At 67.2% G+C, this 17,629-nt stretch carries 12 protein-coding genes and 1 tRNA gene; 5 read left to right on the top strand and 8 right to left on the bottom strand.

Annotated elements, in window-relative coordinates:
* Nucleotides 1-2: 2 nt before the first annotated feature.
* The 4 genes from L8H00_RS00115 to L8H00_RS00100 are packed head-to-tail and all read right to left on the bottom strand — an operon-like array spanning nucleotide 3 to nucleotide 4,400.
* Nucleotides 3-758 carry a nucleotidyltransferase family protein gene (locus L8H00_RS00115; RefSeq protein ID WP_242095192.1) on the bottom strand — a complete coding sequence of 252 codons (756 nt, stop codon included), beginning with the start codon at nucleotides 756-758 and terminating at the stop codon, nucleotides 3-5.
* Nucleotides 755-1,717 (bottom strand): phosphotransferase, encoded by a 963-nt coding sequence (locus L8H00_RS00110; RefSeq protein ID WP_242095900.1) that lies wholly within the window; start codon nucleotides 1,715-1,717, stop codon nucleotides 755-757. Before L8H00_RS00110 ends, L8H00_RS00115 begins: the two co-directional genes overlap by 4 nt.
* On the bottom strand, nucleotides 1,714-2,166 hold the full coding sequence (tsaE, locus tag L8H00_RS00105; protein ID WP_242095191.1) for a tRNA (adenosine(37)-N6)-threonylcarbamoyltransferase complex ATPase subunit type 1 TsaE: 453 nt from the start codon (nucleotides 2,164-2,166) through the stop codon (nucleotides 1,714-1,716). Before tsaE ends, L8H00_RS00110 begins: the two co-directional genes overlap by 4 nt.
* Nucleotides 2,163-4,400, bottom strand: a complete 2,238-nt coding sequence (locus L8H00_RS00100) for a PAS domain-containing sensor histidine kinase (protein WP_242095899.1) — start codon at nucleotides 4,398-4,400, stop codon at nucleotides 2,163-2,165. The genes tsaE and L8H00_RS00100 overlap by 4 nt, the downstream gene beginning before the upstream one ends.
* 262 nt (nucleotides 4,401-4,662) lie before the next feature.
* Between L8H00_RS00100 and L8H00_RS00095 the strand changes: the two genes are divergently transcribed.
* Nucleotides 4,663-4,908 (top strand): hypothetical protein, encoded by a 246-nt coding sequence (locus tag L8H00_RS00095; protein ID WP_242095190.1) that lies wholly within the window; start codon nucleotides 4,663-4,665, stop codon nucleotides 4,906-4,908.
* A 293-nt stretch (nucleotides 4,909-5,201) separates the two neighbouring features.
* On the opposite strand, the gene ahcY is transcribed toward L8H00_RS00095, so the two are convergent.
* A complete protein-coding gene (gene ahcY, locus L8H00_RS00090; RefSeq protein ID WP_242095189.1) occupies nucleotides 5,202-6,659 on the bottom strand; it encodes an adenosylhomocysteinase in 1,458 nt (485 codons plus the stop codon).
* Between the two features lie 145 nt (nucleotides 6,660-6,804).
* On the opposite strand from ahcY, the gene L8H00_RS00085 reads away from it, so the two are divergent.
* The 3 genes from L8H00_RS00085 (at nucleotide 6,805) to L8H00_RS00075 (ending at nucleotide 9,348) form a co-directional block, all read left to right on the top strand.
* Entirely contained in the window at nucleotides 6,805-7,740 is a 936-nt protein-coding gene (locus L8H00_RS00085; protein ID WP_242095188.1) for a D-2-hydroxyacid dehydrogenase, read from the top strand.
* Nucleotides 7,741-7,814: 74 nt separating this feature from the next.
* The gene (locus L8H00_RS00080) at nucleotides 7,815-9,188 is read left to right on the top strand and encodes a 3-deoxy-7-phosphoheptulonate synthase class II (RefSeq protein WP_242095187.1); all 1,374 of its coding nucleotides are present in this window, start codon (nucleotides 7,815-7,817) and stop codon (nucleotides 9,186-9,188) included.
* Nucleotides 9,189-9,273: 85 nt separating this feature from the next.
* Nucleotides 9,274-9,348 (top strand) — tRNA-Glu (locus tag L8H00_RS00075).
* A gap of 43 nt (nucleotides 9,349-9,391) precedes the next feature.
* On the opposite strand, the gene L8H00_RS00070 is transcribed toward L8H00_RS00075, so the two are convergent.
* The 3 genes from L8H00_RS00070 to L8H00_RS00060 form a co-directional block, all read right to left on the bottom strand.
* A complete protein-coding gene (locus tag L8H00_RS00070) occupies nucleotides 9,392-10,975 on the bottom strand; it encodes an amidohydrolase (protein ID WP_242095186.1) in 1,584 nt (527 codons plus the stop codon).
* A gap of 29 nt (nucleotides 10,976-11,004) precedes the next feature.
* Nucleotides 11,005-13,806 (bottom strand): TonB-dependent receptor, encoded by a 2,802-nt coding sequence (locus L8H00_RS00065; protein ID WP_242095185.1) that lies wholly within the window; start codon nucleotides 13,804-13,806, stop codon nucleotides 11,005-11,007.
* A 552-nt stretch (nucleotides 13,807-14,358) separates the two neighbouring features.
* Nucleotides 14,359-14,853, bottom strand: a complete 495-nt coding sequence (locus L8H00_RS00060) for an Lrp/AsnC family transcriptional regulator (protein ID WP_242095184.1) — start codon at nucleotides 14,851-14,853, stop codon at nucleotides 14,359-14,361.
* A gap of 120 nt (nucleotides 14,854-14,973) precedes the next feature.
* Between L8H00_RS00060 and L8H00_RS00055 the strand changes: the two genes are divergently transcribed.
* Nucleotides 14,974-17,421 carry a zinc-dependent metalloprotease gene (locus tag L8H00_RS00055; protein WP_242095183.1) on the top strand — a complete coding sequence of 816 codons (2,448 nt, stop codon included), beginning with the start codon at nucleotides 14,974-14,976 and terminating at the stop codon, nucleotides 17,419-17,421.
* Nucleotides 17,422-17,629: the final 208 nt, after the last annotated feature.

Below are 17,629 nucleotides of genomic sequence, written 5' to 3'. Positions count from 1 at the left end.
GCTCAACCATCGGCGAGCATCGCCTCGGTGCGCGGGATCGCGGCGGGCGTGCCGACGTCGAACCACAGGCCCTGGTGCACCTGACCATAGGCGCGACCTTCGGCGATCGCCCGGTCCCAGAAGATGTTGGTCGAGAACGGTCCTTCGGGCCAATCGGCGATCAGGCGGGGATGGACGATCTGCACGCCGGAATAGACGAACGGCGCGGTGCGCCCGGCGACCCGGCGGCCGGTGATCCGGCCATCGGGCGCGAGGTTGAAATCGCCCTGTCCCTTGTGGTTGTGCGCGCGGGCGTAGGGGACCAGCAGCAGCAGCGCGTCCATCGTCGCATCGTCCCAGCGCGACGCGAGCAAGCGGAGCGTGTCGACCGGCCCGTCGATCCACAGATTGTCGCTGTTGATGACCAGCACGGGCGCGTCGCCGAGCAGCGCGCGCGCCTTCACCAGCCCGCCGCCCGTCTCCATCAGCGCGGCGCGCTCGTCGGAAAAGGCGACCGCGATCCCGTCCGCCTGGCTGGCGACATGCGCCTCCAGCGCGTCGGCGAGATAATGGACGTTCACCACCGCGCGCTTCACCTGCGCGGCGCGGAGGCGATCGAACACATGGTCGATCAGCGGCTTGCCCGCCACCACGACGAGCGGTTTGGGCCGCGTCGCGGTCAGCGGGCGCATCCGCTTGCCCAGGCCCGCCGCCATCACCATCGCCGTTTCCGGCACCGTGCCGCCCGGATCGGGGCGGATCATCCGCTGGCGGGTCATGCGCCGATCATCGCCGGATCGCCGCGCAGCTCGGGCGGGACGTGATCGTCGAACCACCGCGCGACGGGCGCCATCACCGGCTCCGACAGATCGCGTTCGAGATACGCCCAGACGCGCGGGCACAGCGCGGCGTAGCGCGGCTTGCCGTCGCGCTTCCACAGCCGGGTGAAGATGCCGAGGATCTTGGCATTCCGCTGCGCGCCGAGCACATGATACGTGTCGAGAAAATCGTCGCCGGCGCCGGTTTCGGCCCGGTAGCGTTCGAGCATCGCCTGTTCGATGTTGGGATCGACGTCGCGCCGCGCATCCTGGAGCAGCGAAACGAGATCATAGGCCGGGTGCCCCGCCAGCGCGTCCTGGAAATCGAGCAGGCCGAGCCGCCCGCCCGCCAGCATCAGATTTTCCGAATGATAGTCGCGCAGCACCGTCACCGGCTCGGCTGTCAGCGCATGATCGAGCACCGCGTCCCACGCCGCGTGGTAACCCGCCGCATCGGCATCGCGGCCCACCGCGGGCATGTACCAATCGACGAACAATCCCGCCTCGCGCTGGAGCACCGCGCGGTCATAGGGTGCGAACGGGCCGGCCGGATGGCGGCGCAGTTCGACCAGCACGTCGACCGCCGCCGCATAGAGGCCGAAGGCGTCGTGCGGCGCGGCGTCGGCCGCCTCGCGCAGCCGGGCATCGCCGAAATCCTCGAGCAGCACGAGCCCCTGGGCTGCATCGGCGGCATGGATCGCGGGCGCTGCAAAGCCGCGCTCCGCCAGCCAGCCCGCCACCGTCAGGAACGGCCGCGGATCCTCGTGCGGGGGCGGCGCATCCATCAGCACCGCCGCGCGCGCGCCGTGCGTCACGCGGAAATAGCGGCGGAACGACGCGTCGCCCGCCAGCGGCGCGACGGTGCCCCCTCCCCAGCCATGCGCGGCGAGAAAGGCGGCGGCGCCGGGCGGCGGGGTCATGTCGATGGCCATCGCCGCTTCCAGCCCTCCGGCACCGTCACTGTCAAGCGGCGCGCGCCATCGGGCTCCGCCGCCAGCGTCAGGACGAGGGCGTCGGGCCAGCGCGCCACCCCGGCGCGCTCCGGCCATTCGACCAAGAGCACCGAATCGCCCAGCGCCTCGTCGAGCCCCAGCTCCTCCATCTCGTCGGGCGATTCGATCCGGTAGAGATCGACATGGAGCACGGGCAGCCGCGTCTCGGGCGGGGCATAGGGCTGGACGATCGCGAAACTGGGACTCGGCGCCTCGCCCGCCAGACCGAGCGCGGCGAGCAGCCCGCGCGCGAGGCTCGTCTTGCCCGCACCCAGATCGCCCACCAGCGCCACCACGTCGCCCACGCGCACCAGCGGCGCGAGCGTCGCGCCGAACGCCTCCGTCGCCGCCGGATCGGCCAGCCGGATGCCGCTCATCGCCGCGGCAGCCGGACGGTCACCAGCGTGCCCGAGCCGGGCTCGGACACCAGGTCGATCGTGCCGCCATGCGCCTCGACGAACTGCTTGGCGAGCGGCAGGCCGAGCCCCAGTGCGCGTTCGCCGATCGGCTTGATGCCGGGTTCCGCGAACCGATCGAACGCATGCGCGACGCTGGCGGCATCCATGCCCGGCCCGTCGTCGGACACCACGATCCGCGCGCCGGTGGCATTGCCGTCGACATGGAGCAGCACCCGCCCGGCCTCGGGCGTGGCGGCCAGCGCATGGCGCAGCAGATGCTCGATCACCTCGCGCAGCCGCGCCGCATCGCCCTGAAGCCGCCCCGCCGAGCGCGCGACCTCGACGGCGAAATCGAGCCGCCGCCGCTTGGCCGCGGGCAGCACCGTCTCGGCCGCCGCGCGCGCCACCGCGCCCAGATCGACGTCGCTCTTCTCGATCGCCGACCCCTCGGCCTCGGCGCGCGTGAGATCGAGCACGTCGTCGACCAGCAATCCCAGCCGCTCGACCGATTCGAGGATCGCCTCGACATAGCCATCGGCCTGTTTGGTCATCTTGCCCGCATAGCCACCGTGCAGCATCTCGGCGAAGCCGCCGATCGAGGTGAGCGGGGTGCGCAGTTCATAGCTCATATTGGCGACGAACGCGGTCTTCACCTTGTCGCTCGCCTCCAGCGCGGCGTTGCGGTCGCGCAGCGCCTGTTCCGCGCGGCGGCTGTCGGTGATGTCGAGCATGGTGAACAGCGCGTTGCCGTCGGGCAGCGGCACGGCCGCGAATTCGAAATGCCGCCCGTCGGCGAATGCCACGCGCCCGCCGCGCTGCTGCCGCTCGATCGTCGCCGATCGCACGAGTTCGGGGATCAACGCGGCGCGGTTGGGCGTCGCGAGCTTCCCCGCCACGGCCTCCGCAAAGGCATCGACGCGCGGATGGCCCGCCAGGAACTCCTCCTCGAACCCCCACACGGCGCGTAGCCGGTTGTTCCACAATTGCAGCCGCCCATCCGCGGCGAAGACGCCCAGCGCCTCGAACAGATTGTCGAAGATCGCGGTGCGCACGCGCAGCAGCGTATCGCGCGCGCTCGCCAGCTGCACCTCCTCGGTGCGATCCTCGAAGATCAGCAGCAGCCCGCCATCGGGCAGCGGCTGGGCGACGACTCGGACATGCGTGCCGCCGGGCAGATGCCAATGTTCCTCGGTCGCTTCGTCGGCCGGGACGAACCATTCGCGCCGCTCCGCCCGCCACGCCGGGAAGTCGCGCACCTCGGGCAGGCGGTTCGCCTCGCGCATCCGTTCCAGCACGCGCTCGAACTCGGGCCGGTCGGACAGCCATTCGCTGCGCATCGCGAACATGCGGCGAAAGGGCTGGTTGCAGAAGACGAGACCGCGGTCCGCGCCGAATTGCGCGACACCCGCCGACAGCCGGTCGAGCATCGCGCGCTGGGCGTCGGCGAAGCGCTTGGCGCCCGCGCGCGATTGCTCCAGATCCTCGATGTCGACCGCGAAGCCCGCGATCCCGCCGGTCGGCAGCGGCACGTCGAACACGCGAAGCGAGCGCCGCGCACCGCCGATCGTGGCGGGCAGAACCTGGTCGTAGGGCCGCCCGGCGTCGCGCGCCGCCGCCGCCCCGGTCAGCGGGCCGCCCCGGCCCGATCCCTCCACCAGTTCGATCCCGCGCGCGACCACGTCGGCGGCATCCTGGCCGTCCACCGCCTCGACATAGGCCGAATTGACCATCGCCAGCCGCAGGTCGGGCCCGCGATACCACATCGGCAGCGGCGCCGCCTCGATCAGCCCAGTGAGCGCGGCGAACGCGTCGCTCAGCCGCGTCGTCTCGGCGCCCAGCCGCGCGATCTCGCCTTCGCTGTCGGTGGCATCGAACGCCCAGACGAGCACGCCGCCCCCACCGCCGAGATCGGCCGGCGCCCGCTCGCCGCGCAGCGCGATGGTGCGCGACGATTGCAGCGGCCGCACCGACAGGACGAAGCCCCGCCCCGCCCGCGCCGCCGCGCCCACCGCCCGGTCGAGCGCGGCCACGTCCTCGGCCGACAGACCGGCATCACCATCGGCGAAATCGGCGAGCGTCCGCGGGGCGAGTGCGAGGCCCAGCCAGTCCGCCATCCGCTGCGGCATCTCGACCCGGCCATCGCCGCGCACCAGCATCGCCTGCGCGGGCGCGGCGCGCAGCATCGCCGCCAGCCGGACGCTCTCCGCCACCATCGCCGCCGCATCGGAGCGTGCGCGCAGGCCCACGAACAACGCAGCCGCCCCGGCCGCGACCAGCGCGAACAGCACGACGCCGCCGGCGACGATCGCACCGGTGCCGAGCACGATCATCGGACGAAGGAAGAGCAGCACGGCATCATACTGAACGTCTAGGGTCCAAAGCGGGCAAGGACAATGTTGACGGGGGTGGACGCCGCAGCGATGGCGCGGCAATCTCCATCGTATCGGATGTTCCGAAATCAAAGGAGATGGCATCATGAGGCTGGCGTTCGCCGTTATTCTGCCCCTCTGCCCGCTCGCGTCGGTCGCAGTTGCACAAGACACTGATCGGCCGGCAAAGGCAAAGCCATCCGTGTCTCGCCACCGCATCTGCATGACGCAGAACGTGACAGGGAGCCGCATGCCAGTTTCGGTCTGTCATACCCAGGCCGAGTGGGATGCCATCGAAAAGACGAAGGCGCTGCCGTCTGAGGAGTTGAGCCTTCCATCGGGACAGCATTGAGATCGCCTGACGGCGCATGGTGCTCCGCACCGGCATGGTCACCCGAGGAAAGAGCAGGATGACGTGAGTTAGGGCCGGCCTCAGAGCCGTTCGTGCTGAGCTTGTCGAAGCACGCTATCCGCAGTCGAGCCTTGGCATGCGACATAAGCCCATCGGCAGGATCGGGGCGAACGGATCAAGGTAGCGCCATCAAGCTTCAGCCCTCCACGCCCCGCCCGTATAAACCAGACTCGCAAGGAAAAAGGGCCCGGCCTTGCGACCGAGCCCCTTTTTGCCGACAGGCGTCGGGGCGATCAGTAGCGGTAATGATCGGGCTTGAACGGGCCCTCGACCGGCACGCCGATATAGCCCGCCTGCTTGGGCGTCAGCTTCGACAGGTGCACGCCGAGCTTTTCGAGGTGGAGCGCCGCGACCTTCTCGTCGAGATGCTTCGGCAGGACATAGACTTCGTTCTTGTAGTCCTCGCCCTTGGTCCACAATTCGATCTGCGCGAGCGTCTGGTTGGTGAAGCTGGCCGACATCACGAACGACGGATGACCGGTGGCGCAGCCGAGATTCACAAGGCGGCCCTTCGCCAGGATGATGATCTGCTTGCCGTCGGGAAACTTCACCAGATCGGTGCCGGGCTTCACCTCGGTCCAGTCATAGTTCGACAGCGCCGCGATCTGGATCTCCGAATCGAAATGGCCGATGTTGCAGACGATCGACATCGGCTTCATCGCCTTCATGTGATCGGCGGTGATGACGTCGGCATTGCCGGTCGCGGTACAGAAGATGTCGGCGCGCTTCACCGCCTCGTCCATCGTCACGACCTCGAAGCCCTCCATCGCCGCCTGCAGCGCGCAGATCGGATCGATCTCGGTGACCATCACGCGCGCGCCGCCGTTGCGCAGCGACTGCGCCGAACCCTTGCCGACATCGCCGAAACCGGCGACGCAGGCCACCTTGCCGGCGAGCATCACGTCGGTGGCGCGGCGGATCGCGTCGACCAGCGACTCCTTGCAGCCATAGAGATTGTCGAACTTCGACTTGGTCACCGAATCGTTCACGTTGATCGCGGGGAACGGCAACTCGCCCTTCTTGGCGATCTCGTACAAACGGTGGACGCCCGTGGTGGTCTCTTCCGAGACGCCTTTCAGGTTCTTCACCGTCTCGGTCAGGTAGCCGGGGTACTTCGCGACGAACGCCTTCAGCGCGCGCTGGAACTCGACCTCTTCGTCATTCTCGGGCTCGCCGAGCGTGTGGCCCGCCTCGAGCTTGGCACCCCACAGCGCGAACATGGTGGCATCGCCGCCATCGTCGAGGATGATGTTCGCGGTCTGGCCGCCCCCATTGCCGGACTCGTCGGCGCCCCAGTTGAAGATGTCGCCGACATAATCCCAATAGTCGGCCAGGCTCTCGCCCTTGATCGCGAACACCGGAACGCCGGTCGCGGCGATCGCGGCGGCGGCATGGTCCTGCGTCGAGAAGATGTTGCAGGTCGCCCAGCGGACGTCGGCGCCGAGCGCGGTGAGCGTCTCGATCAGCACCGCGGTCTGGATCGTCATATGCAGCGAACCGGTGATCCGCGCGCCCTTCAGCGGCTGCGACGCGCCGAATTCCTCGCGCAGCGCCATCAGGCCCGGCATTTCGGTTTCGGCGATGTTGATCTCCGCGCGGCCGAAATCGGCAAGGGCGATATCGGCGACGACGTAATCGGTCTTCGCGGGCGCGAGCGTGGTGGCCACGAGGAAGTCTCCTGAAACGGGCATGATCGGCGGGCCGCGTGCCCGTGCCGGATGGGCGACCCATAGGCCGAGAACGGCGCCGGATCAAATATAAAGATGTCTTTATATGTCATCGCCGCTGGCCGGTGGGGCTGGACGGTGCGGCAACCCCATGTGCAGAACGATGGCCATGAAAGCCGTCCTCCCCGCCTTCACGCGTACGCTGCTCGCCGACCGTCTGCCCGACGATATCGAAGTCGTTTGGGTCGCGACGCGCGAGCAAGCGGTCGCCGCCGTCGCCGATGCGGATATCGCATGGGTCGACCTGCTCCCCCATGGCCTGACCCAAGAGGCGGTCGCGGCGGGCGGAAAGCTGAAATGGCTCTTTACCGCAATCGCCGGGCTGGAGTCGCTCGATCTGGGGGCGCTCGCCCGACAAGGTACGGTCGTCACCAACGGCGCCGGCATCCTGGCGATCGCGGTCGCCGAATATGCGGTGATGGGCGTGCTCGTGGCCGCCAAGCGCTTCGACGAAGTCGTCCGCGCGCACGACCGCCACGAATGGCTGGGCGACGCGCCGGGCAAGATCGAACTGTCCGATACCCGTGCGCTCGTGATCGGCTATGGATCGATCGGGCGCGCGATCGGCGAACGGCTGGCCGCGTTCGGCGTCGCGGTGACAGGCGTCACCCGATCGGGCGGCGATGGCCTGCTGACGCCCGACGAATGGCGCGACAGGCTCGGCACGTTCGACTGGGTCATCCTCGCCGCCCCGTCGACGCAGACCACCAAGGCGCTGATCGGCGAGGCGGAGCTCGCGGCGATGAAACCCACCGCTTGGCTCATCAACATCGCGCGCGGCGACATGATCGACGAGGATGCCCTGATCGCGGCGCTGACGACGAAGACGATCGCGGGGGCCTTTCTCGATCCGACCGATCCCGAGCCCCTGCCGGCCGACCATCCGATCTGGGACACACCGAACACGATGGTGACCATGCATCTGTCGGGACGCAGCCAGACGACGATGTTTCGCCGCGCCGCCGTGCTGTTCCTCGAAAACCTGGCGGCATGGCGCGAGAACAGGCCGATGAAGAACGTCGTCGATCTCGCCGCCGGCTATTGACGAGGAAAGCTTCGTTGCGTCTGCGGCGCTTTTGGCGCATGGAAATGCCTCCCTTCATCATCGGACGACGTGACATGGCCGCGAACTGGGCCCCCGACAGCTGGACACGGGCCGAAGCCCGCCAGCTTCCCGACTATCCCGACGCCGCCGCGCTCGACGCCGCCACCGCGACGCTCGCCACCTATCCGCCGCTCGTCTTCGCGGGCGAGGCACGCAACCTGACCGCCGAGCTGGCGCGCGTGGCCGAGGGCAAGGCGTTCCTGCTCCAGGGCGGCGATTGCGCCGAGAGCTTCGCCGAGCACAGCGCGAACAACATCCGCGACACGTTCCGCGTAATCCTCCAGATGTCGGTCGTCCTCACCTATGCCTCCAAGCTGCCGGTGGTGAAGCTCGGCCGGATGGCGGGACAGTTCGCCAAGCCGCGCTCCACCGCCACCGAGACGATCGACGGCGTGGAGCTGCCGAGCTACCGCGGCGACAACGTCAACGATATCGGCTTCACGCCGGAATCGCGCGCGCCCGATCCGCAGCGTATGATCCGCGCCTATTCGCAAAGCGCCGCCACGCTCAACCTGCTGCGCGCCTTCGCCAGCGGCGGCTATGCCAATCTCCACCAGGTCCATCGCTGGACTCACGATTTCATGGGCCGCAGCCCGTGGAGCCGCAAATATGCCGAGACCGCGGACCGGATCGGCGAGGCGCTCGAATTCATGGCGGCGTGCGGGATCGATTACGAAACCGTGCCGCAGCTCGCGCAGACCAGCTTCTACACCAGCCACGAGGCGCTGCTGCTTCCCTATGAGCAGGCGTTGACGCGGCAGGATTCGCTGACCGGCGACTGGTACGACACCTCGGCGCATTTCCTGTGGATCGGCGATCGCACCCGGTTCGAGGGCAGCGCGCATGTCGAGTATCTGCGCGGCATCGGCAATCCGATCGGCATCAAATGCGGGCCGAGCCTCGAGCCCGACGCGCTGCTGCGGATGCTCGACACGCTCAATCCGGGCCGCGTGCCCGGGCGGATGACGCTCATCACGCGCTATGGCCATGACAAGATCGAGGCCGCCCTGCCCCGCCTCGTCCGTGCGGTCACGCGCGAGGGGCATCCGGTCGTCTGGTCGTGCGATCCGATGCACGGCAATACGGTGAAAGCGATGACCGGCTACAAGACGCGGCCGTTCGACCGCATCCTGACCGAGGTGCGCGGCTTCTTCGCGGTGCACCGCGCCGAGGGCACGCATGCCGGCGGCATCCATGCCGAGATGACGGGGCAGAACGTCACCGAATGCACCGGGGGCGCGGTGGACGTGACCGAGCAGAGCCTGGCGGACCGCTACCACACGCATTGCGATCCACGGCTGAATGCGGGGCAGAGCCTGGAACTGGCGTTCCTGCTCGCCGAGATGCTCAACGCCGAGATGGCGGAACGGCGTAAGGTCGCCGCCTGAGAGCGGGCCGCGCGGGCGGCGGGGCGGCACGATGCCGCTTGACGCCGCCCGCGCCGCCGCCTAGACGCGCCGCTCACCCGCATACGGCCCCTTCGTCTAGCGGTTAGGACGTCGCCCTCTCACGGCGAAAGCACGAGTTCGATTCTCGTAGGGGTCACCATCCCGGCGCGAGCGCCGGTGATGCCAGCGGTATTCGGCGAACGTCACTGCGGCGTCAGCGTCGGATATTTGATCCCCAGTTGATCGAGATAGGTCGGGTACTTCGCCGGATCATAGTAATATTTCTCCATCGCGGGCCGCAGTTCCTTCATCGTCTTGGTGTTCAGCCAGATGGCGGGCTTGTCCGCGGGGGTCAGCACCGGATCATAATGATCGGCCTTGAGCTGAACGTCGGTGAAATAGGCCTTGGCGTCGCTGAGGATCCTGGGCGTGGTCATCAGATCGAGCACGGTCATCGCCAGCGCCTTGGCGCCCACCACCACGCCCTTGTGCGCGATCGGCGTGGCCATCGCCATGGCCGAGGTCACGTTGTGGCCGATCGTGTTGGGGATGTTGGAGGGGTAGCGGATCGTAATCGTCGGCACCGTCCACATGATGTCGCCGATATCGTCCGAGCCCCCACCCAGCGACTGCGGCCGATTCTCGGGCGTGGACAGCGCGGTCACCTTGTCGTGCAGCGGCTCGATCTTGCGGGTGTTGACGGTCTGCACGGCCTTGGCGAAGGCCTGGTCGTCGGCGGACCATTTGGGCATGCCCACCGCCTGGATGTTGGCATAGGCGGCCTCGGCGAGCGGCTTGTTGCCCCAGTCAGGCGCGGCATAGCCGAGCACCTGGCGCGTCACGGTGGTGCCGGTCGCCTTGGCCGCGGCCTCGGCAATCTCGTTGCCGGTATCATAGAGGCTGCGGACGGCACCGAAGGTGCGATCGCGGAAATAATACCAGACCGAGGCCTTGCCCGGCACCACATTGGGCTGATCGCCGCCATCGGTGATGACATAGTGCGAGCGCTGCGTGACGGGCAGATGCTCGCGGCGGAAGTTCCAGGCGGTGTCCATGATCTCGACGCCGTCGAGCGCGCTGCGGCCGTCCCAGGGATCGCCCGCGGCATGCGCGGTCTTGCCGTGGAAGGTATATTCCACCGACACCATCCCGTTCATGCCGAGATCGCCATAGGCCGTGGTGAAGTCGCTTCCGACATGGTTGAAGATGCAGGCGTCGACGCCGTTGAACAGGCCGGCGCGGACATAATAGGCCTTGGTCGCGAGCAACTCCTCGGCGACGCCTGGCCAGATCATCAGGCGGCCGGGGATGTGGTTCTTCTCCATGACAGCCTTGGTCGCGATCGCGGCGGCGATGACGAGCGGCATGCCCGAATTATGGCCCTCGCCATGCCCCGGCGCGCCCGCCACCAGCGGCTTGATGTTGGGGATGCCCGGCACCTGCGAAACGCCGAGCAGATCGTCGATATCGCTGCCCAGCGCGATCAGCGGCCCGCCCGAACCCCAGGTCGCGGTGAAGGCGGTCGGGATCCCCGCCACGCCGCGCGTGACGGTGAAGCCGTTCTTTTCGAGAATGTCCTCGAGATAGGCCGAGGTGCGCACCTCCTGGAAGCCGGGCTCGGCATAGCTGAACACCTGGTCGACCATCACCTGGATCTGCTTGGTCTGGGCATCGACGCCGGCGGCGACTTCCGCCTTCAGCGCCTTTCCCGCGGCGGCCTGCGCGGCCGGAGCATAGAGCGTCGAGGCCATCAGCGCGGCCAGCAGGGTCTTTCGAAAATGGATCATGAGCAAAGCCTCTGGTTGTGCGGGAGCGATCAGAACCGGAATTTGGTGGAGACGCGGAAGACGCGGCCGACCACGTCGTAGAGCGAGCGGTTGGTCTGCGAATAGGCGGGCACGTTGTTGCCGTCCGGCCCGTTGCCGATCAGCACCGGCGCCCGGTTGAACATGTTGTTGACGACGAAGGTGAGCGCGCCGTCATGGCCGGCCGCCTTGATCCTGACGCTCACCGAGGCATCGAAATAGGTGATGCCGTCGATATGATTGTCGTTGATCGTGCGGTACCGCGTGGTCGAAGTGGGGCAGTTCGACGTGCACTGGACATAGTCGTTGCCGTAGACGCCCGAGCTGAACCCGCGCCCGACCAGATTGAAGGTCAGCGGATCGATTTCGTAGAACGCGCTGACGCGGTAGACCCAGCTCGGTTCGCTGTATGTGCCCGACAGGCTGCCGCCGTTCACCCCGGCATAGTCGACCGGGAAGATCCCGTTGTCGATCACGTTGGAGATATAGTGGGTGATCGCGCTGTGGATGCTGAACGCACCCGGCAGCTTGGGCGAGATGGCGGACAGTTCGGTGCGGTAGCTCGCCTCGATGTCGAAGCCCTTTTCGCGCTGGCTGGCGAAGTTGAAGGGCTGGATCGTGATCGCGCTCAGCGCGCCGTTGCCATAGGCGATGTTCGAGCAATAGGCCGTGACGCCGGTATAGCAGAAATCGACGGTGTTCTGCGACGTGATCGATCCGATCGCATCGGTGATCCTGATGTCGTAATAGTCGAACGACGCGGTGAAGCCGGGCAGGAAGCGCGGCGTCATGACCACACCGGCGGTCCAGGTATTGGCCTTTTCCGGCTTGAGGTTGCGATTGCCGACGGTGTTTTCGATGAACTGGTAGTTGCCGGCACCGAGCGGGGAATTGGCCGGCAGGATGACGGTGTTGGTCCGCGCGGTCCCGGCCGCGAACAGTTCCTGCAGATTGGGTGCGCGGATGTCGTGGCTGTACGTGCCGCGGAACTTGATGTCGGGCACGGGCGAATAGGTCGCACCTGCTTTCCAGGTCTGCACTGCGCCCGAGGTCGAGTAATCGGTGTAGCGCCCCGCCGCGTTGACGGTGAAGCCCTTGAACAGCGGCGCGTCGATCTCGACGAAGCCTTCCTTGACGTTGTATTCGCCCTTGTTGACCAGATAGTTGCCGTAGAGCCAGCCGCTGTTGAACTGCGGATCGACATAGCCGTCGATCTGCTCCTTGCGCCATTCGCCGCCCAGCGCGATCGCGATTGGGCCGCCGGGCAGGTTGAACAATTCGCCGTTCACGCTGGCGGAGCCGACGTCCTGCTTGATCGTCTCGTCGCGATAGGGCTGCTGGCCGCCATAGATATAGGCGAGCGCCGCCGCGGACGGGCCGCCGGTGCCGAGCCGGTCGATCGGCACGCAGCCATTCGCCGGATTGGTCAGCGTGGAGCGGCAGACGATCTGCCCGCCCGAGAAGACCGCATCCTGCGCCAACGCCATGCGTGCGTTGTTCCAGGTGTTGGTCAGCTCCTCATGCGCCTTGGTGACGCCGTGCTGGTAATAGGCGTCCCATTTCCAGTCGCGCCCGAACAGCGCGAACCGGCCCGTCGCGCCCGCGACATAGCGGAACACCTCGCGGCTGTTGTCGTTGCCGGGCACCGGAAAGCCGGCATTGCTGGTGCCGATGGTGATCGTGCCGAGATTGTTGGCGCGCATCAGCGCGGCGACCTGCGGGTACAGGCTGGTCAGATAGGCATTGTCGCTGCGGATGGAGACGCCCGTGCTGGGCGTCTGCTGGTAGAAGCTCTGCCCCTGATAGCGGTTCCAGGAGAATTGCCCGTAGATCTGGATAGCGTCGGTCAGGTCGAACGCCGTGCGGTCGAACACGCTGATCCGCTCTTCGGTCGGCAACAGCGAGTTGGTGCCGACATGGCCCGCCAGCGTCGTCGCACCGTCGCCGCCGATCATCCACGGGCTGGAGACGGTGTTGGTGGTGCCGTAGTTGAGCTGACCCGTGACGCCGGGGCCGAGGAAATAGGTCCCGCGCAGCGGCCCCGAGGCGATCAGGCCGCCGGCGGTATAGGTCGCTGGCGCGAAGCCTGCGCCGACGAGCCGCTGCGGCTGGCCGTTCGTGGCGGTATAAGCCGGGTTGTTGATCTGAAAATAGCCGCTGCCGTTCCAGGCGCGATCGATGGTCGGAACGCCGTCCTGATGGAAATATTCGCCGTTGAGCAGGACGTGGAGCCGATCGTCCAGAAACGACAGCCCGGCGCTCGCGCTGAACGTGTAGTTGTGGCCGTCGCCATAGGTCGAGAGCCCCTCGTCCGCCGAGACCTTGAAGCCCTTGAACTTCTTGTCGAGGATGAAGTTGATGACACCGCCGACCGCGTCCGACCCATATTGCGCGGAAGCGCCCCCGGTCACCACTTCGACGCGCTCGATCAGGTCCTGCGGGAAGGTGTTGACGTCGACCACCCCGTTGACCGCGGAGGCGACCGAGCGCTGGCCGTCGAGCAACACCAGGGTGCGCCCCGCGCCCAGGCCGCGCAGATTGACCGAGTTGATTCCGGCGATGCCGTTGGAAAGGCTGCCCGAGCTGTTCGACGAGGTGCTGCCGCCCGCGGTGATCGCGGGAAGCTGGTTGACGAAGTCCGAGATGTTGGCCGGCGCCTGCGCGGCGATATCCGCCGCCCCCAGCACGGTGACCGGGGTGGGAGCGCTATAGCCGTCTCGGACGATGCGGCTGCCGGTCACGGTGATCTCGTTCCCGGGCATCATCGCCTCGTCGGCGGCGGGGGGCGGCGCGATCGGCGGATCCGCCGGCACGACTTGCGCCGGGGCCGCGCTCGACGCCACGGCCGACAAGGGTGGCGCTAAGGTCTGTGCGCCGGCTTGCCCAGCCAGGATCAGCGTCGCGGTGGCGCCGCCCGCAAGCAGAGCGGCCCGCAGGTATGATCGCGGCCGATATCCGCCGATCCAATTCGAGACTATTTCCACAACGAGGCCCCCTTTTGACGACATGCCGTGCCAAGGACGATCCTCTCCCCGATGCGTCGAAACGGACGGACCGAAGTCCGGCTCGAGCGCGACCGCGCATTCGTGCGTTATGTCGCGACTCGTACCGTTCCGCCCACGATCCCGGTTTGCCGGGCACCGATCGGGCTGTTCCCAGGAAAGCGCGCTATAATCTTGCGCGTTCTGCTTTCTTGGTGATGTAATATTGCCCTAACGGTTGCGCAGCTTCTCGTTAAATTCGTTGCTCATTGGCAAGCGTGGAGGTGGTTTCCTGCGTAAAAGGCTGGATCGTTGCCGAGATCCTGCGCCGGCACGTTCGAGGATCGGGAAAGCCACCGGGCCGGGCTCCCAGGCCCGAATCGCCTACAGGATGCCGGCGAACAGCACCGGCGGTACGATGCGTTTCGCGACATGCCGCATCACGAAACTGCTGCGGATCTTGGCGACATGGGGCAGCGTGGACAATTCGCTGCGATAGACCCGGTCATAATCCTCGAACGACCGGACATGGACGATCATCATGAAGTCGGTGTCGCCCGAGACGAAGCTGCAATAGGTCATCGAGGGGCATTTGACGACGGCGGCCTCGAACTCGTTGAGCACCTCCTCCGCCTGCGAGCGCAGTTCGATGGCGACGTGCACGACGATGCCGATTCCGAGCCGGTTGAGGTCCAGCGTCGCCGAATAGCGGGCGATCGCACCGCGCTCCTCCAGGATCCGCCGCCGCCGGGCGGCCGCCGTGCTCGACAGGTGAACGCGCTCGCCGAGCGCCACGTCGGACAGGCGGCCATCTTCGCTGATCTCACGAAGTAGGCGAAAGTCGGTCCGATCCAGGTCGGTCAGGATCATTTCGTTCATAGCCGGCAGCCTCCATGATGGAATTCATCGCTCACCCTGCCGATTTGTTCTGAAAATGTCGGAACACGCAATCCTGGTCGTGATAGGCTCCTCGGCGGGCGAGAGCGAAGAGGGATGGCCATGGCGAGATTGCACACCATGCTGCGGGGCGGATCGACGATCGGCGTCGCGCTCGGTCTGGCGCTGACCGCAGCACAGCCGTCCTGGGCGGCGCCGGCAGCGCCCGCCGACGGCGCGCTGCTGCCGGTGAAGGTCGAACCCGAGGCCGGGCGGATCTTGCTCACCCTGCCCGCGCCCGCGGCCGATGGCATGTCGGGGCGCTTCCTTTATTCCACCGCGATCAAGACCGGGCTCGGCTCGGCACCGATCCGGATCGATCACGGCATGCTGGGCGACACGCATCTCCTCGCCTTCCGGCGCATGGGCAGGAAGGTGGCGGTGATCTACGAGAACCCGCGTTACAAGGGCACGGGCAATGCCGATACCGAACGGGGCGTGCGCGACAGCTTCCCGTTCAGCACGATCGCGATGCTGGACGCGGTGTCCTCCACGCCCGATGGCGGCGTGACCGTCGATCTGGCGCCGTTCCTCACCAAGGATGTGATGCGGCTCGCCGAGGCGCTGAACACCGAGGGCAAGGGGTTCAAGCTGGTCGACGCGCTCAGCGCCGCCGATCCGGCTTCGGTCAAGATCTTCCCCGACAATATCGAGATGGAGTCGGTGCAGACCTTCGCCTCCGATACGCCGGGCAGCGAGGTCGACACGATCGCGCCCGACGGGCGGCAGGTCAGCTTCACCGTCCATCACTCGCTGGTCCGGCTTCCCGCACCCGGCTTCGTGCCGCGCAGGTTCGACATCCGCTCGGGCACCCACGCGACCCAGGTCTATGATTTCGGCACGCCGCTCGGCGAGGATGTGGTGCAGCAATATGCCAACCATTTCCGCCTGGACAAGATCGACCCCGGCGCGGCGCGCTCGGCGGTCAAGAAGCCGATCGTCTTCTATATCGACAATGCCGCGCCCGAGCCGATCCGCTCCGCGCTGGCCGAAGGGGTCGCGTGGTGGAACCAGGCATTCGAGGCCGCGGGGTTCATCGATGCCTTCCAGGTAAAGATCCTGCCGCCCGGCGCCGATCCGCAGGACGTCCGCTACAATATCGTCAACTGGGACGAGCGGCAGACGCGGAGCTGGTCCTATGGCGGCGGCGTGATCGATCCGCGCACCGGCGAGATCATCAAGGGCAATGTCGTTCTCGAAGGATTACGGTTGCGGCAGGACATCAACATCTTCGAAGGGCTGCTGGGCACCGCGCAGGACAACGGCGGCGGCCCCAACGATCCAATCCGCATCTCGCTCGCGCGCATCCGCCAGCTCGGCGCACACGAGGTCGGCCACGCGATCGGCTTCGTCCACAATTTCGCCGGGAGCACGCAGGATCGCAGCTCCGTGATGGATTACCCGTTCGCGCGGATCAAACTCGTCGATGGCAAGCTCGATCTCGGCGACGCCTATGCGGTCGGCATCGGACGGTGGGACAAGTTCACCGTCGACTGGCTGTACGGTCAGCCGAAGCCCGGCGTCGATCCCGACGCCGATGCCGCGCGCAAGGCGGACGCGGCGCAGGCGGCAGGCCTCAGATACATGACCGATATCGACGGTCGCGCGCCCGATCTCGCGGTGCCCGGCGACAATATGTGGACCGATGGCGACGACAAGGCGCCCGATCTGACGCGGATGATGGCGGTGCGCCGGGTGGCGCTCGCCCATTTCGGCCCCGGCGTGCTGCACCGGGGCGAGCCGCTGGCCGATCTGCGGCGCAAATTCGCACCGATCTGGCTGTTCCACCGCTACGAGGTGATCGCGGTCGGCAAAAACATCGGCGGGATCGACTACCGCTATGCGGTCGCAGGCGACGGCAGCCCGCCGCCCGCCCCGGCATCCGCCGCCGACCAGAACGCGGCGCTCGACGCGTTGCTGGAGACCCTGTCCGCCAGAGAGCTGACCGTGCCGGGGCCGCTCGCTCTGGCACTGTCCTCGGGCGTCAACGGCCGGTCGGACCCCCAGTTCGATACCGAGGTTTTCGACACTGCCGGCGCCTCGGCGTTCGATCCGCTCGTCGCCGCCGACGTCGCGGCGCAGGTGACGCTGGACACGCTGCTCGCGCCGTCCCGCCTGACGCGCGTGTACCTCCAGCACGGGCGCGATCCCTCCCTTCCCGGCTTGGGCACGTTGCTCGACAAGCTGACCGCAGCGGCGATCGACCAGCGCCGCGACGCGGTCGAGCGGCGAGTGGCGCACCGCACGATCCTGACGATGGCCAAGACCCGGCGCGATCCCACCGTTTCGACCGACGTCGCCGCGGTGCTCGATGGCCGGCTGCAAGCGATCGCTGCGCGCTTCGCCGCGGTGAAGGGAAACGGGGAAGACGCCGAATGGTGTCGCGGCATGGCGACCCTGCTCCGCGACGACTCCCGGCTCGCCCGCGAAATCGCCAAGGGCGCGCGGCCCGAGCCGGTCATTCCGCCGGGCATGCCCATCGGCGGCGAAAGCGGGTGGTTCGGCGACTGAGCGCCCGGCATTCTCTAAACGGGTGAGGGATGCGCCATGGAGCATGGCTCGCGCGGACGGACACTGGCGAACGGGCCATGGCATCGGATCGGGGTATCGCCCTTGATTCCCGTGGCGGGAAACGGCCTCGCTATCATTCCCACTCCATTGTTTCCTGACCCGTTAACGTGTTGATTTCCCATCGCTTATCCGGCCTGAAAAAACGGAA

This window comes from Sphingomonas sp. CROZ-RG-20F-R02-07, from assembly GCF_022662335.1.
GTDB lineage: Bacteria > Pseudomonadota > Alphaproteobacteria > Sphingomonadales > Sphingomonadaceae > Sphingomonas.
This window is presented reverse-complemented; position numbering and strand designations above follow the sequence as displayed.